This window comes from Salinadaptatus halalkaliphilus (assembly GCF_006543045.1).
GTDB classification, from domain to species: domain Archaea; phylum Halobacteriota; class Halobacteria; order Halobacteriales; family Natrialbaceae; genus Salinadaptatus; species Salinadaptatus halalkaliphilus.
Genome location: NZ_RBZW01000003.1, coordinates 63634 through 77931, shown reverse-complemented (window position 1 = coordinate 77931; position 14298 = coordinate 63634). Strand labels below are relative to the sequence as shown.

Genomic DNA, 14298 nt, shown 5'->3' with positions numbered 1-14298 from the left:
TGAGCCCCGATAGCTCGCCCGGAGACCAATATCGGCGAGACCGCCAGACAAGAAGTGGTGGTTCGCTCGAGCGGCGTTAAACCGCGTCCTCTCCGCTTTTGCCGGTTCGAATCTGGTAGGCGCTTTCGACGGGCAGGACGAAGATCTTGCCGTCGCCGGGTTCGCCGGTGTTGGCGCCATCGGCGATCGCGTCGACGACATCTTGAGCGGGGATGTCGGCGACGACACACTCGATTTTGACCTTCTGGTGGAGGTCGACGGTGTACTCCTCGCCACGCCACTGTCCCTTCTTCGCGGGCTGAGAGCCGCGTCCGGAGACGTTAGTGACGGTCAGCGACGGGGCACCGGTTTCGGCGAGTGCCTTCTTGACTGCGCCGAGGCGGTCCGGACGGATGATCGCCGTGACCATCTTGATCTCGCCGTCGTTTGGTTCCTCGCCGCCGTCAGCGCGAAGCTCCGACGAGGATCGTGATTCTTCGAACCGCTCACCGCCGTCGGTACGAAGCTCCGAGACGGGACGCGTCTCGTCGACTGGTTCGCCGCCGTCAGTACGAATAATTCGCTCCTCGGACTGATCGCCGTCTATCTGGCCACCGTCGGTCGCGACGTCTGGGCCGCCGAACTCTGGGTAGGTGTCGACGCCGTGCTCGGCGAGGTCCAGACCGTCACGCTCGTGGTCGGGGGTGACACGTGCCTGGCCGGCCGCCTTGAGGCCGCCCCAGACGGCTGCGGTCGCGAGCACCGTCCAGACCGTGATTACGGCGACGCCGAGGATCTGCGGTCCGAACGCGGCCGGTTCGATCGAGAGGATGCCGCCAGCGATGACGCCGCCGCCGATCGCCGTTCCCTCGATCGACCAGAGCGGGTAGAGGATCAGACCGAGCATCCCCGCACTGCCGTGAACGGGGAAGACCGCACAGACATCGTCGATTTTGAGCGTCTGTTCGACGAATCGGAACACGAGTGGGAGCTGTGCGCCGGCGAGGAAGCCGATCGCGATCGCACCCATCGGGGTGATGAGGTCCGTCGGACCCGTGACACCGACAAGACCTGCAAGCATCCCGTTGGCAACGTACAGCGTGTCGACCTTCCCGTTGAGGACGATCGAAAGGGTCGACGCGCCGATCGCACCGAGTCCCATCCCCAGGGCGGTGACCATCGCGACGCTACCGACGTAATCGAAGTCGGCGAGCTCGAACGTCCCCGGATCGATGACCGTCGCGGCCGTTCCGACGTTGAATCCGAACCAGCCGAAACAGAGGATCAGCGTCCCCAGTACGGCGAAAGTCAGCGAGTGACCGGGAATGATGTTGACGCTGCCGTCGTCGTTGTACTTGTCCATCCGGGAGCCCAGAATCCAGGCGGCGGTCAGCCCGGCGACGCCGCCGACGCCGTGGACGACCATCCCGCCCGCGAAGTCAGCGAAGCCAAACGCCGCGAGGATTGGCTCACCACCAGGTGCGTACCAGACCATCGCCGCGACGACCGGGTAGATGACCGCCGCGAGCAAGAACGTGTAGAGCACGTACGCGCGGAGTTTCGCGCGGCCAGCGACAGCACCGGAGACGATCGTGGCCGCGGTCATCGCGAACACCGCGCTGAACAGCCACATCACCCAGTCGAACGATCCTTCACCGAACATCGTCAGCGGCGACGATTCGCCGCCGCCAAGCGCCGCCCCGACGTTGTTCGAGATCCCCATCCCGATAATGAAGAACACGAAAATACCAACCGCCCAGGTCAGCATGTTCTTCGTCAACTGGTTCGCGACGTTCTTCGAGCGGACCTGCCCCGCCTCGAGCATCGCGAAGCCGGCGTGCATGAAGAAGATGAGGAACGTGACCGTCAGCGCCCACATCAGGTTCATTCCCGTCGCGAGCTGTTCTAGGTCCGCGGCGGTGGCCTCGAGGACGACCGGGTCGATCATTCCCATCCCTCCGTGGATCCTATCGATCCACCACATATCGGTAGACATACGTCCATACTACTACTGCAAACCGTTTCGTTTGTGTTCTGAGTCACGTGTAACTGGCATGGACTTGCCTAATATAAGGGTTAGCGTTCCCAATCGTTCAAAATGCGCCCGTAATAGGAAAGAAGCTACAGATCTAAAGGGAATGTAATGTGTATAATGGTATTGAAATCTGTGGTCGTTTCCTTCGATAGTAATATACTGGACGATCGTCAACCCACAATCAGTTAGCTAACTGATGGTAATCAGTCGCACGCGAGCGAAACCCACGCGGTTCGGCTCGCGCGCGGCAGGTATTGCCGGTCTGGTGAGCGGTCACGAACGCGAATGAACGGTCGTCAACAATCAGTCCAGTCGACGTGCGACATCTTCGGCGAAATACGTCAAAATGAGATCCGCACCGGCCCGTTTGATCGATAGCAGTGACTCGTGTGCGACGGCCTCGAGGTCGAGCCAGCCCTTCTCCGCGGCGGCGTGGAGCATGGCGTACTCGCCGGAGACGTTGTAGGCGGCGACGGGGTGGTCGAACTCCCGACGAACGGCGCTGACAATATCGAGGTACGGCAGTGCCGGTTTGATCATCATTACGTCGGCACCCTGCTGGGCGTCCAGCCTGACTTCTCGCAACGCCTCGCGTGCGTTCGCGGGGTCCATCTGGTAGTGTCGCCGGTTGCCAAAGGAGGGTGCACCGTCGGCAGCGTCCCGAAACGGCCCGTAGAACGCGCTCTCGTACTTCGCCGCGTAGCTCATGATCGGCACGTGCTCGTAGCCCTCGCGATCGAGCGCCTGGCGAATCGCATCGACCATCCCGTCCATCATTCCGCTTGGCGCGACCATGTCCGCCCCTGCCGCGGCGTGAGAGACGACGATACGGTCGAGCGCCTCGAGCGTCGCGTCGTTGTCCACCGTCGTCGTGGGATCGTGGTCGCAGATCGGCCCGTGTCCGTGACCGTTCTCGCCACGGAGTCTCGCCTCGAGTGGCCCGCAGTGACCGTGGTCCGTGTACTCGCAGAGACAGACGTCAGTGATGACGTAGGCGTCGGTTTCGGCGGTGATCCGCCGCGTCGCTTCCTGGACGACGCCGTCGTCGGCCCACGCGCGGGTCCCCTCGGGATCCTTGGATTCGGGAATCCCAAAGAGCATGACGGCCTCGACGCCGGTCTCGAGGATTGTGTCGACGCGAGCGACGGCTTCGTCGATCGGCACGCGTTCGTGACCGGGCATCGACTCGATCGGCACGCGCTCCTCGGTCGTCGCATCGACGAACACCGGCGCGATGAGATCCGACGCCTCGAGGCTCGTTTCGCTGACGAGCCCGCGAACGCCATCCTGGCGAAGCCGGCGTGGGCGATGTGTAAGATCCATACGCGGGCATTCGGGGGGAGGCGCAAAAACGATGCGCTCGAGCCCTGGCGAGGCGCCCGCTCGAGACAACCGCAGTGATAGCTGCTAACGCGTCCCTCGAGGCGGCGACTGCCGGGAGCAACACCCTCATTTGTCCCGGACAGTGACGGATAGCTAACTGTCGTGTCGGCTCGCGAGTCGTCGGTGGCTGGTGAGCTGGTACAGGTCGGGAATACGATGCGCTGGCGCTACCGAGAAACGGTGTTGACGCTGTGTACGCTCGCCTTCTTCGCGACGATGGTCGGCCGACTGGCGATCAGTCCCGTCGTGCCGCTGATCATCGATGAGTTTACCGTCTCGAATACGGTCGTCGGCATCGCGCTGACGGGCATGTGGATGGCGTACTTCGCCGCACAGTTCCCGAGCGGGATCCTCGCGGATCGGTTCGGCGAGCGCCCGATCATTCTGATCGCCGTCGGCGGGACGGCCATCGCGAGCGTTTTTCTCGCGATTGCGCCGGTATTTGCCCTCTTTCTGTTCGGGACGCTCGTCCTCGGCGGCGTCGCGGGACTGCACTACAGCGTCGCGACGACGCTTTTGAGCCGGACCTACGACGACATCGGCACCGCGATCGGCGTTCACAACAGCGGTGGCCCGCTCGCCGGACTCGTCGCGCCGCCGATCGCCGCTTGGATCGGCGTCCGCTATGGCTGGCGACCGGCCGTCGCGATCGGTGCCGCGATGGCCGTTCCCATCTTCGTCCTCTTTGTCTGGCGCGTCCGGCCGACGGAGCCGCGCCGACCGGACCAGGCGATGGCCGAACGGTTCGAACTCGAGCCGCTCGTCGAACTGCTTTCGCGACCGGAGATCGCCTTTCCCGTCTGCCTGTCGATCGGCGCTGCGTTCGTCTGGCAGGCAACCTCGTCGTTCTTCCCGACGTTTCTGGTCGAACACCGCGGCCACTCGACCGAACTCGCCGGCGTCGTCTTCGCGAGCTATTTCGTCGTGCAGGCGATCACTCAAGTCGGCGTCGGCGCGGTATCGGATCGGATCGGGCGTGACTTCGCGACGGCGGGCTGTATGGTGTTGTCGGTCATCGGAATCGCCCTCCTAATCGCCGTTCCCGGCCCCGTCTCGCTCGTCGTTGCGGTCCTCCTCGTCGGCACCGGCCTCGGCTGGGGCGCCGCGCTGTTACCCCGATTCATGGATGTCCTCACGGACGCCGAACGCGGGGCCGGCTTCGGGCTCGTTAGGACGGTGTATGGCTTTATCGGCGCGCTGGGATCGGTCGGGACGGGTCTGCTCGCGGATCTGTTCGGCTGGGGCGTCGCCTTCGCCATTCTCGGCGCCATACTCGCAGGCGTGTTCGTCGCAATCGTCGTCAACTGGGCGCTCTCGCTGGGATATTGACGGCTTCGCTCGAGTGCGTCACTCTTGCCGTGCCGGCGGCGTACAGCTGACGAGGCGACCGAACACGTCTCGACGGTCGGCAACCTCCCGATAGAGCGACTCTCGAGTCGTCTCGCGGTTCGGGAGCTGTCGAAACGCCTGTGCCAGCAGCCGGGAGGGCGTTTCGACGCGAGCCAGCGTCTCCTCGACGGCTTCGCCACAGGAGTAGACCGCCTCGTCGGTCAGCAGGTGGGTACACTCCTCGTAGTCGTCGGGTAGTCTAGCCAACTGATCGGGCGAGAGATCCGAAAAGCCGACGAGTTCGAACTCGCCGCGTTTGGCCGCGAAGACGGCACACCAGGTACAGAACCCACAGACGTCGTCGAAGACCAACCGCGGCGGATACGACTGTCCCGGCCCTGACGCGTCCTTACGCATACTGGAGCCTCATTCGGGTGACGGTAGGATATCCACCCTGAAAAGTCGCCCCCTCCTACGACCGCGTAACTCGGCCCCGGTGGAACCGACGATTGCCCGCGCTTTCGATGTCACATCGGGACCAGAGACCGTCTCACCTCACGGTTGTCCACCCGCGACGATCGGTGTACCGAGTCCGTACTTTTAAGTGCGCATCGACCGTTTGCATCTGCTAGCAATGGCCATAGACCCACAATTCCACGAGAACCGAGAGCAGGTCGGCGAAGAGAACGGCGTCTCAGTCTGGGGGCCCGTCGACGAACCCGAGGAACTTGGCATCCGCGGAACCCACGTTGCCGTCGATTTCGACCTCTGTATCGCCGATGGAGCCTGTCTCGAGGACTGCCCCGTCGACGTCTTCGAATGGGTGGATACACCCGGCCATCCCGAAAGCGAGAAAAAGGCCGAACCGACCCACGAAGCCCAGTGTATCGACTGTATGCTCTGTGTCGATGTCTGTCCGGTCGACGCGATCGACGTCGATGCAGGCCGAACCGCTTAGAAACGACGCTTACTCCGCGCGGTCGACATCTACCTTCTCTTTCAAGGTCTCGAGACCGTCGGCTTCGGCGAGTTCCTGCAGACGCTCGCGGAAGTGTTCCTCACAGAGACCGACTTTGAGGCCCTCAGACTCGGCTGCAAAGGCGGCCTCGCGGTCGCAGTAGTGGCAGTTCATGCTCGCCCGTACGAACCGGGACACATTGAACCCTCCGCTCCCGGATAATGAAACGAGCGAGACGGTCCAACAAGTGAGGCGGGCAGTCGGACCGATTTGGGGTTTCACCGGTCCCACAACGGCCCTCCGAAGCGCGCTACTCGAGGAGGTCCGCGACCATCTCGCCGACGACTTCGAGTTCGTCCTCGTTGACGCCGTGGCCCATCCCCTCGTAGAGGCGTTTCGTGACGTCGGCGTTCATCGCCTCGAGGGCGTCGGCGGTGTCGTGGACGCGCGTTTCGGGGATGTGTGGATCGACGTCGCTACAGCCCAAGAAGACTGGTGTTCCCTCGAGGTCGCCCGGATACGTATCGTCGAGGTCCTCGCCGATAAGACCGCCGCTCAAGGCCGCGAGTCCGCCGTAACGCTGCGGATTGCGAGCGACGTACTCGCTGGCGAGACAGCCTCCTTGCGAAAAGCCAACAAGCATCGTGCGATCCGTCGGGATGCCAGCGGCTGCCGCCTCGTCGATGGCGTCCGTGATGGCTTGCAGTCCCGACGACCGGCCTGGCTCGTTGCGCTCGACGGGTGCGAGAAACGAGTTCGGGTACCAGGTGTTTCGCGCGGCCTGCGGGGCAAGGAGGGCGAGTCCTTCCTGGTGGACCTCACTGCCCATCTGGACGATGCTGCGAGCCGTCGCACCGCGGCCGTGGGTGAGGATCATCGCCGCCTCGGCCTCGGGAAGTGGTGTCCCGTCAGTGACGAGGGGCTGGTCCTGGTGCGGTCCGTCGATCGGATCGGCCCCGCTCATCAGAGGCCACCGGTCCCCGAACTCGCCTCCGGCAGATCGTGTTCGACGACCTCGAGGCCGAGCGCCTCGATTGCACCCCGGAGGTGCTCGTCCTTGGCGTAGTCGGCGCCGTCGTCCTCGCGCAGTTGCTGGGCTTTCGCGAGGATCTCACCGCGTCGGTCGTTGGGAATCTCGTACTTGTCGGCCGAGAGTTCGATCACCAGCCCGTTGTTGTCCCGCGTGTAGATCGAGTGGAAGATTCCCCGATCGAAGATGTTGTACTGGTAGCCCGCGTCCTCGAGAGCCTGCATCGTCTCCTCGTACTCGTCGGGATCGACGCTGAAACAGAGGTGATGAACGGCACCGACGCCGCCGCGTTGTCCCTTCGCGGAGGGGCGATCGTCGCTGACGAAAAAGGTTAGGATCCGTCCGTCACCCGTATCGAAAAACAGGTGGGTCTGGGACGGATCGTCGAGGTTTGGCTGGCGAAGCACCAGCGGCATGCCGAGCAGATCGCGGTAGAACTCGATCGTGTCTGCGGCATTGCTCCCCCAGATGGTGATGTGGTCGGTACCCGTCATGTGGACGGGGCTGTCGGGCAATTCGGGCGTAACCGGGTGAGTGGATTCGTCGGACATGGTGGTGACGTTACTCCGCGACTGCCTCCCCGAAGACCTGCGTCGCGTCCTCGGGGACGTCGAAGTCGTGGTAGTACTCTCCCTTTACGCTCGAGAGGATGTTGAGTGTGGCGGCGGCCCCGTCGCCGACGGCGATGGCGGCCTGCCACTCCTCGGGTCGGACCATCGCGCCAGTGGCGTAGACGCCGGCGACGCTGGTCTCCATATCGACGTCGACATCGACGACCTCCTCGTCGGTGAACGCACAGCCGAGTTCCGAGGCCAGGTCGCGGTTCGCGCCCGTCGCCAGCACGACGTAGTCCGCGTCGTAGGTGTCGTCGTCGGTCTCGACGGCGAAGCCGTCGTCCGACTCGCTGACGCCGGTCACGGCCTCGCCCTGGCGCCGGTCGGCACCGAGGTCGTCGACCTGCTGGCGCGCCGTCGCCATGAACTCGGTACCCCCGACCGAGCCGATACCGAGGTAGTTGAACAGATGGGCCTTGTGCATCCACGTCTCGTCGGTGTCGAACACCGTCGTCTCGAGGCCGTTTTTCGCGGCGAACAGCGCCGCGCTCAGGCCGGCGGGGCCGCCCCCGACGACAATAATCGATGGGCTTTGCTCGGACTCGTCCGCAGTCGGTTGGTCGCTCATCGTAGTTACACTATGTTACCATAGCCGTATGAACCCAGCAGAAACCCCGGAGCCACCACGTGACACTAGTGTTAGTGGCCGGTCCTACACCGCCAGCGAGAGCTACGGCGGCCGGACGCCCCAACAGCGCCCGTAAGGTGCGATTACCGTTCCGTTCGTATCGCCTGTGATTCGCTCTCGTGACCAAAATCGGCGCTCTCACTGTGTGTGCTGGTCACAAACACGGAATCTATCCCCTGCGTACGCAGGCTCAATGGCTTCAGATAGCACCACCCTACGATACGATCGATAGCAAAGCGGCGGGAGATGCCGCCGGCCGACGCGAGTTCGGTCGCCGGCAACTACTCCGCACGAAGATGGCCCTATGACAACTCGCTCGAGGGCCGCCCCCTCTATCCACGGACCAATCCATATGAATACGAGCCTCGAGGTCGAGTACTGGGTTATCGACGATGACGGTGAGTTAGTCTCACCGGGACCACTGCTCGACGTTTCCGAACAGATCGATCCCGAGTTCGTCGAGCCCATGCTCGAACTCAAGACGACACCGTGTTCGTCGCTGACCGAACTCCGGGAGGAGTTTCTCGACCTCGTCGGCGAGGTCGTCAGCGCTGCCCACGACCACGACAAACGACTCGTCCCGCTGGCGACGCCGCTGTACGCGTCGCCGGCCGACGTACCGTACCGCGACAAGCGCGGCACGGAGCTCCAGCGACAGATCGTCGGCCCGACGTTCGACGACGCCCGCGTCTGTGCCGGCACCCACATTCACTTCGAACAATCGAACGTCGTCGACCAGCTAAACACGCTGACGGCGCTCGATCCAGCCTTCGCGCTCGTCGCAAGTTCCTCACACTACCGCGGGGAACCGATCCTCGAATGTGCCCGGTCACACCTTTACCGGCGTTCCTGTTACAGCGCCTGCCCCGAACAGGGACAGCTCTGGCCCTACGTCGACAGCGTCGCCGAGTGGGAACGACGACTCGAGGACGCCTACGACTGCTTCCGCGAGCGCGCCCTCGAACGCGGCGTCGATCCGGCCGAATTCGACGACGAGTTCGATCCCTACGATGCGGTCTGGACGCCCGTCCGACTCCGCCAGGCGATGCCGACCGTCGAGTGGCGCTCGCCAGACGCCGCGCTCCCGAGTCACGTGCTCCAGCTCGCAGCGACCGTTCGATCGACCGTCATGCGAGCGGACGCGAACGGGACGGTCGTCGGCGACGCGACCGGCGGGGCCATCGGGAGCGATACCGAACGCATCGCTGGCTCCGCTCCCTCGAGACGCCCGCTCGAGTCGGCCGCCGAGGATCCCGTCTTCCTCCCCGCGTTCGACACCGTCGAGGAGATCACGACGGCCGCGATCACCGACGGCTGCTCGGACGGCCGCGTCCGCAGCTACCTCCGGGGACTCGGCTTCGAGCCGTCGGCGTACGACCCACTCACGAATCGGCTGCCTGACTCGCGGCTGACGAAACGGGAGGCAAAGGAGTACCGACTCGAGGCGGCGTCGTGGCTCGAGGCCGACGTGTCACAGCGCCGACTTCGCGCCTGACTAGCTGCTTCGACGCGTCGTCTTCGATCTGATACTGTTGGACCTACGTGAAGCCGACCTTGGAGACTGCGTCGGCCTTTCGACGATCCCCGTCAGTTGTCGCCCGCGGTCTCGACTGTAGCCGCCGAGTGATGGGCTTGTTCACAGGTCGCGTCGAGACACCGCGTGCCGGTCTGGGTATCGAACGTCGGCAGCCCGCAGCTACACTCGCCGTCGACGACGCCGGCGGGAATCGCGAAGCCGGTATCGCAGTCGGGGTAGTGCTCGCAGCCGGCGATTAACGCGCCACGTCGTAGGATCTGCAACTCGCCGTCGCAGTCGGCGGCGGGACAGTCCCACTCGCGGTCGAACGCCTCGGTGACCGCCTCGTCGAGCGACTCACACGCGCGATCGAGACAGACGTTGAACGCGAGGCCGCGTTCGACGCGTATCCGCGGTAGTCCGCAGTCACAGTGACTGCCATCCGTGTGAACCGTCGCGTCCGCCGGCACGCCGTATCGTGTCCCACAGTCGATACAGTGGACGCCGGAAGCGCGCACGAGCGCGCCGCCACAGTCCGGGCAGTCGCCGATGGGCTCGCCCGCTTGGGACGATGGATAGTGGGCGAAGCCGTCCTGGTCGTGGGCGGCGATCCGTACAGTCTGGGTGTCTTTCTTCGCGACGAGCGTGAAGTCGTTGGCGCGGTCGCTCGAGACGCTGTCGGCGCGGGTGAGCCACGCGACGGGCTGGTAGCCGTCGATGTCGTGGACGAGAACGGTGTTGTCGGGCTTGACCAACGTCGTTACCCGACCGCGGTACTCCGATCGGTCCTGGCCCTCGGCGATGACGGTACAGTCGCCCGCGAGGACGCGAATCGCGTCGTCGATCATGCCACCGTTGGCCGCGTGTTAGTATTTAAATCCGCGGCGAAGTCGACGGCTCGCCGCAGCACTCGATCGGCGATGCGATCCGGGTTCGAGCGGATCGGCGAGTCACGGCGTATATGCCGCCGTCGTTCCTACGGAAGCGTAATGACAACTGACCGAGTCGCCGTCGCAGTAGACGCAGCGAAACGCGGTGCCGATGTCGCCCTCGAGGGGTTTCGATCCGCGATCGACGTCGAGACGAAAGACGGGAAGACAGACGTGGTCACGCAGGCGGATTACGACGCTCAGCGTCGCGCGACGGCCACGATCCGCGAGGCGTTTCCCGACGACCCGATCGTCGGCGAGGAGGAAGACGCGCTCAAATCCGTCCCCTCGAGCGGGCCGGCCTGGGTGATCGATCCGATCGACGGGACGAACAACTTCGTGCGCGACGTTCGGTTTTGGGCGACGAGTGTCGCTGCAGTGGCCGACGGCGAGCCGGTGGCGGCGGCGAACGTCCTCCCGGCGCTGGGTGACGTCTTCGTCGCGGACGCCGACGGCGTCAGACGAAACGGTGAACCGGTGACGGTGAGCGACCGCACGGATCCCGAGACGTTTACGGTCGCGCCGACGATCTGGTGGGGGCGCGACCGGCGCAACGAGTACGCCGCGGCCTGTCGTGAGATCGTCACCCGATTCGGCGATCTCGGCCGGTATGGCTCGGCCCAGGGGACGCTCTCGCTCATCGCCTCGGGCTCGATCGACGGGGCGATTACCAACGTCGAGACGAACCCGTGGGACACCATCGCCGGCGTCTATCTCGTACGCCGGGCCGGCGGCGTCGTGACCGACCTCGAGGGCGAGCGCTGGAGCCACGACAGCACCGGTCTCGTCGCGTCCAACGGTGGGGCCCACGACGAGCTACTCGCCGCCGCGCGTGCAGTTGCAAACACCGAGTCGTGAGAGCGAAGTCGGTACGTGATACCGACTATTTGAGCGCCGACTCGGCCATCCGCCGTGGGAACCCTTTCAAGAGTTCGATGAACCCTGTTGGCTCGTCGCCCCGGATCCGGGCGCGGAGCCGCTGGGAGAACAGCTCCACGGAGATGATGAGAACGAGGATGACGAGGATGGTCGCCATCATGTTCGTGTACGCGAACAGCCCCTCCTGGACGACGAGTACCTGTCCGAGTCCGCCCCCACCGATGATCCCCAGCGTGACGGCGATCCGGACGTTGATCTCGAAGACGTATAGCGTCCAGGCGATAAACGGCGTCGAGACCTGTGAGAGCATCCCGAACGTAACGACCTGTCGTTTGTCCCCACCAGCGGTCTCGATCGCCTCGATCGGGCCGTCCTCGATCTCCTCGAGTTCGTCGGTGTAGAGGCGACCGAGGTTCCCGATCGTGTCCGTCGCGATCGCGAGGGTGGCGGTCGTCGCGCCGATGCCGCCGAGTGGGACGAAGATGAGTGCCCAGATGAGTGCGGGGATGGCGCGGATCGCGGACATCGTGCCCCGGAAGATGAAGTTAAAGGGGAACCGCGTCACGCGGCCGGAGCCGAGCACGCCGAACAGCAACGCAAACGGCAGGCCCATGAGCGTCCCCGCGATACCCATCGCCAGGGTTTCTCCGGCAACGCCCAGAACACCGAGTGGACCCCCGGGGCCGGTCAGGAGGGTAATCGGGTAATCGACCAGACTGGTCGCGTCCGCGAAGAACTCGTCGTCGTAGATGAGGTTTTGTTCGGTGATGAACGCCCAGTACTGGCCGAAGCCCGACCAGTCGATCCAGATAAAGGGAAATCCGTCCAGGATGACGAGAAACGGGAAGAAATCCCGTAGTGCCTCCGCGAACGTCGGGAGATACTGCGTGAGGTTCGCATCGAACCACTCGACCGCTTGGAGCGCGTTGATGAACATGTAGCCGACGACCGCGACGACCGCGGAGATGCCGATCCAGCGCCGTCGGCGGCTTTTCGCGATCCGATCGAATCGGGTCTGGACATCGTCGGAGACGGTCTCCGATCGCGGGGCGGTGTCAGCCGTTCCCCCATCGGTGCGCGTTCGGTCGTCGGATCGATCCGCCGTCCCAGCCCCCTCGCTCATACGGCGGACCCTCCCTTCGTCGCTCGCTTTCCGGTCTCGGTCTCGTTCGTGTCGGCACCATCCTCCGCGACGATACCGTCGATGTCGATGTCACCGTAAATCTCGTCGATGATGTCGATCGTAAAGTCCTCGCTGTAGCCGTCGAAGACTTTCTTGCCGTCGCGCAGACCGATGAACCGTTCCCCGAACTTTCGGGCGAGATTCACTTCGTGGAGGCTGATCATCGTCGTCAGGTCGCGATCGACCGACGCCTCGAGCAGGTACTGCATGACCTGCTGGGAGCTTCCCGGATCGAGACTCGCAACCGGCTCGTCGGCTAACATGACCCGGGGCTCCTGGACGAGCGCGCGGGCAATGCCGACGCGCTGTTGCTGGCCGCCGGACATGTTTCGGGCCTTCGACTGTGCCTCCTCGAGCAACCCAACCGTCTCGAGTGCTTCCAGCGCACGGTATTTCTCCGCCGAATCCTGTAGCTGGAACACGCTTTCGACGAAGTCGGATCGAGAGAGGGACCCGGAGAGCGCATTCGAGTAGGCGGTCATCTGCCCGATGATGTTGTGCTGCTGGAAGATCATCGCGATGTCGTCGTGGGTCTGTGTTACTTCGTCGCCATCGATCTCGATCGTTCCCTCGGTCGGCGACGTAAGCGAACTGAGACACCGCAGGAGCGTCGATTTCCCCGAGCCGGAGACGCCGAGTACGATCACGAACTCACCCTCGTCGATCTCGAACGAAACGTCGTCGAGGGCGATGGTGTCATCCCCGTAGACTTTCGTTAGATTGGTTACAGCTATTCTGCTCATCTGTGGATATGATTTGAGACGGTTTCGACTCGTGGCCGGACTTTATTCAAGGTCTTCGAATTCGAGTCCGAGTTCGTCCATGACGTCTTGGATCGGGTCGTAGTCGTCGACCGTCGCGGGTTCGACGCCGCTGAACCACAGTTCCTCGACCCCGTCGGGTGCCTGGAAGACATCTTCGGGGGCGTCGAGTAGCGCTTCCTCGATGTCCTCTCGGATCGGATCGTTCCAGTCGCTTCGCGAGACAAGTGGTGCGCGCGGAAGTGGATTCGAGACATCGACGAGTTCGAACTCCATCTCGTCGAGGTCGGCGCCGACGTTGTCGGGGTACTCCGCGGAGATGTCGCGAAACTCCTCGTAGTCGTCGAACGCCGACTCCGGAAGATGCGGCGCGCCAGCGAAGGCACCGACGCCCGCGGCAGCGACATCGTCGCGGTTGTACATCTGGTTGACGGCCGTCGTGTGATCGGACCACTCGGCCTCGAAATCGACCGGGTCGCCGTCGGGTGCGGTGCCAGTATCGAGGCCGGCCTCCGCGAGCATCGTCAGCGGCACGAGTGAGCCAGATACCGACAGAATATCGCTGAAAGCGACCGTTTCGCCACCGAGATCGGAGAGCTCCTCGATACCACTGTCCGGCGTCGTGACGACCGTCGTGAAGTACTGGGCCGCTCCGAAGGCCAGTCGCATGCCGATGATGTCGACGATGTCGGTGCCGGCGAGGACGGCCGACGGCGAGATGTCCGCGATTTCACCGTGTCCGTCCCGCATGGCCGTCAGCGTCTCGGTGTACGATTCGGTCCGCGTCGACTCGATTGTCGCACCCGTCTCTTCCTCGAGATAGTCGAAGATGGGCGAGTACTGTTCTTCGATCGCGACGTCGGCTTCGGCCGGATTCAGAATGAACTCGACGGTCTGGTCACCGTCTCCGTTTCCGCCGTTCCCATCGTCGCTGCTGGTACCGTTGCCGTTGCCGTTGCCGTTCCCAGTACCACCGAGACAACCGGCGATGGCGGTTGTGACTGCGACCCCGCCGGATGCTTTCAAAAACGTTCGTCGCGAACTGTCCCCACAGTCTGACTGTCGGACCATACG

At 63.9% G+C, this 14298-nt stretch carries 15 protein-coding genes; 4 read left to right on the top strand and 11 right to left on the bottom strand.

Going from position 1 to position 14298, the window contains the following annotated elements:
- Window positions 1-76: 76 nt before the first annotated feature.
- Window positions 77-1927 carry an ammonium transporter gene (locus D8Y22_RS00480; protein WP_141462599.1) on the bottom strand — a complete coding sequence of 617 codons (1851 nt, stop codon included), beginning with the start codon at window positions 1925-1927 and terminating at the stop codon, window positions 77-79.
- Between the two features lie 390 nt (window positions 1928-2317).
- Window positions 2318-3337, bottom strand: coding sequence for a porphobilinogen synthase (gene hemB, locus D8Y22_RS00475; RefSeq protein ID WP_141462598.1), 1020 nt, complete (start codon window positions 3335-3337; stop codon window positions 2318-2320).
- A gap of 216 nt (window positions 3338-3553) precedes the next feature.
- Between hemB and D8Y22_RS00470 the strand changes: the two genes are divergently transcribed.
- Window positions 3554-4726: an MFS transporter gene (locus D8Y22_RS00470; RefSeq protein WP_141462860.1), complete on the top strand. Its 1173-nt coding sequence runs from the start codon at window positions 3554-3556 to the stop codon at window positions 4724-4726.
- An 18-nt stretch (window positions 4727-4744) separates the two neighbouring features.
- Here D8Y22_RS00470 and D8Y22_RS00465 read toward each other — a convergent pair whose 3' ends face one another.
- The gene (locus tag D8Y22_RS00465) at window positions 4745-5143 is read right to left on the bottom strand and encodes a thiol-disulfide oxidoreductase DCC family protein (RefSeq protein WP_141462597.1); all 399 of its coding nucleotides are present in this window, start codon (window positions 5141-5143) and stop codon (window positions 4745-4747) included.
- A gap of 217 nt (window positions 5144-5360) precedes the next feature.
- Between D8Y22_RS00465 and D8Y22_RS00460 the strand changes: the two genes are divergently transcribed.
- Window positions 5361-5684 (top strand): 4Fe-4S dicluster domain-containing protein, encoded by a 324-nt coding sequence (locus tag D8Y22_RS00460; protein WP_141462596.1) that lies wholly within the window; start codon window positions 5361-5363, stop codon window positions 5682-5684.
- A 9-nt stretch (window positions 5685-5693) separates the two neighbouring features.
- On the opposite strand, the gene D8Y22_RS00455 is transcribed toward D8Y22_RS00460, so the two are convergent.
- The 4 genes from D8Y22_RS00455 to D8Y22_RS00440 all read right to left on the bottom strand — a co-directional run bounded on the left by D8Y22_RS00455 (window position 5694) and on the right by D8Y22_RS00440 (window position 7896).
- Complete coding sequence (locus tag D8Y22_RS00455; RefSeq protein ID WP_006066091.1) at window positions 5694-5858, bottom strand: DUF6757 family protein; 165 nt, start codon at window positions 5856-5858, stop codon at window positions 5694-5696.
- 136 nt (window positions 5859-5994) lie between these two features.
- Entirely contained in the window at window positions 5995-6648 is a 654-nt protein-coding gene (locus D8Y22_RS00450; protein WP_141462594.1) for an alpha/beta hydrolase, read from the bottom strand.
- Complete coding sequence (locus D8Y22_RS00445) at window positions 6648-7265, bottom strand: VOC family protein (RefSeq protein ID WP_141462593.1); 618 nt, start codon at window positions 7263-7265, stop codon at window positions 6648-6650. The genes D8Y22_RS00450 and D8Y22_RS00445 overlap by 1 nt, the downstream gene beginning before the upstream one ends.
- Window positions 7266-7275: 10 nt before the next feature.
- Window positions 7276-7896 (bottom strand): FAD-dependent oxidoreductase, encoded by a 621-nt coding sequence (locus tag D8Y22_RS00440; protein ID WP_141462592.1) that lies wholly within the window; start codon window positions 7894-7896, stop codon window positions 7276-7278.
- A gap of 412 nt (window positions 7897-8308) precedes the next feature.
- Here D8Y22_RS00440 and D8Y22_RS00435 point away from each other — a divergent pair, with 412 nt between their 5' ends.
- Window positions 8309-9451, top strand: coding sequence for a glutamate-cysteine ligase family protein (locus tag D8Y22_RS00435; RefSeq protein ID WP_141462591.1), 1143 nt, complete (start codon window positions 8309-8311; stop codon window positions 9449-9451).
- A 92-nt stretch (window positions 9452-9543) separates the two neighbouring features.
- On the opposite strand, the gene D8Y22_RS00430 is transcribed toward D8Y22_RS00435, so the two are convergent.
- Window positions 9544-10320, bottom strand: coding sequence for a PDDEXK family nuclease (locus tag D8Y22_RS00430; RefSeq protein ID WP_141462590.1), 777 nt, complete (start codon window positions 10318-10320; stop codon window positions 9544-9546).
- 141 nt (window positions 10321-10461) lie between these two features.
- Here D8Y22_RS00430 and D8Y22_RS00425 point away from each other — a divergent pair, with 141 nt between their 5' ends.
- Window positions 10462-11259, top strand: coding sequence for an inositol monophosphatase family protein (locus D8Y22_RS00425; RefSeq protein WP_141462589.1), 798 nt, complete (start codon window positions 10462-10464; stop codon window positions 11257-11259).
- Window positions 11260-11284: 25 nt separating this feature from the next.
- On the opposite strand, the gene D8Y22_RS00420 is transcribed toward D8Y22_RS00425, so the two are convergent.
- From D8Y22_RS00420 to D8Y22_RS00410, 3 genes are read right to left on the bottom strand one after another with little or no spacing between them, the layout of a single operon-like run.
- Window positions 11285-12403, bottom strand: a complete 1119-nt coding sequence (locus tag D8Y22_RS00420) for an ABC transporter permease subunit (protein WP_141462588.1) — start codon at window positions 12401-12403, stop codon at window positions 11285-11287.
- Window positions 12400-13206 (bottom strand): phosphonate ABC transporter ATP-binding protein, encoded by an 807-nt coding sequence (gene phnC / locus D8Y22_RS00415; protein WP_141462587.1) that lies wholly within the window; start codon window positions 13204-13206, stop codon window positions 12400-12402. The genes D8Y22_RS00420 and phnC overlap by 4 nt, the downstream gene beginning before the upstream one ends.
- A 42-nt stretch (window positions 13207-13248) precedes the next feature.
- On the bottom strand, window positions 13249-14295 hold the full coding sequence (locus tag D8Y22_RS00410; RefSeq protein ID WP_141462586.1) for a substrate-binding domain-containing protein: 1047 nt from the start codon (window positions 14293-14295) through the stop codon (window positions 13249-13251).
- Window positions 14296-14298: the final 3 nt, after the last annotated feature.

Excerpts from the sequence above, each read along its gene's own strand:
- D8Y22_RS00480 (WP_141462599.1), bottom strand. The coding sequence starts at position 1,927 with ATGATCGACCCGGTCGTCCTCGAGGCCACCGCCGCGGACCTAGAACAG.
- hemB (WP_141462598.1), bottom strand. The coding sequence starts at position 3,337 with ATGGATCTTACACATCGCCCACGCCGGCTTCGCCAGGATGGCGTTCGC.
- D8Y22_RS00470 (WP_141462860.1), top strand. The coding sequence starts at position 3,554 with ATGCGCTGGCGCTACCGAGAAACGGTGTTGACGCTGTGTACGCTCGCC.
- D8Y22_RS00465 (WP_141462597.1), bottom strand. The coding sequence starts at position 5,143 with ATGCGTAAGGACGCGTCAGGGCCGGGACAGTCGTATCCGCCGCGGTTG.
- D8Y22_RS00460 (WP_141462596.1), top strand. The coding sequence starts at position 5,361 with ATGGCCATAGACCCACAATTCCACGAGAACCGAGAGCAGGTCGGCGAA.
- D8Y22_RS00455 (WP_006066091.1), bottom strand. The coding sequence starts at position 5,858 with ATGAACTGCCACTACTGCGACCGCGAGGCCGCCTTTGCAGCCGAGTCT.
- D8Y22_RS00450 (WP_141462594.1), bottom strand. The coding sequence starts at position 6,648 with ATGAGCGGGGCCGATCCGATCGACGGACCGCACCAGGACCAGCCCCTC.
- D8Y22_RS00445 (WP_141462593.1), bottom strand. The coding sequence starts at position 7,265 with ATGTCCGACGAATCCACTCACCCGGTTACGCCCGAATTGCCCGACAGC.
- D8Y22_RS00440 (WP_141462592.1), bottom strand. The coding sequence starts at position 7,896 with ATGAGCGACCAACCGACTGCGGACGAGTCCGAGCAAAGCCCATCGATT.
- D8Y22_RS00435 (WP_141462591.1), top strand. The coding sequence starts at position 8,309 with ATGAATACGAGCCTCGAGGTCGAGTACTGGGTTATCGACGATGACGGT.
- D8Y22_RS00430 (WP_141462590.1), bottom strand. The coding sequence starts at position 10,320 with ATGATCGACGACGCGATTCGCGTCCTCGCGGGCGACTGTACCGTCATC.
- D8Y22_RS00425 (WP_141462589.1), top strand. The coding sequence starts at position 10,462 with ATGACAACTGACCGAGTCGCCGTCGCAGTAGACGCAGCGAAACGCGGT.
- D8Y22_RS00420 (WP_141462588.1), bottom strand. The coding sequence starts at position 12,403 with ATGAGCGAGGGGGCTGGGACGGCGGATCGATCCGACGACCGAACGCGC.
- phnC (WP_141462587.1), bottom strand. The coding sequence starts at position 13,206 with ATGAGCAGAATAGCTGTAACCAATCTAACGAAAGTCTACGGGGATGAC.
- D8Y22_RS00410 (WP_141462586.1), bottom strand. The coding sequence starts at position 14,295 with ATGGTCCGACAGTCAGACTGTGGGGACAGTTCGCGACGAACGTTTTTG.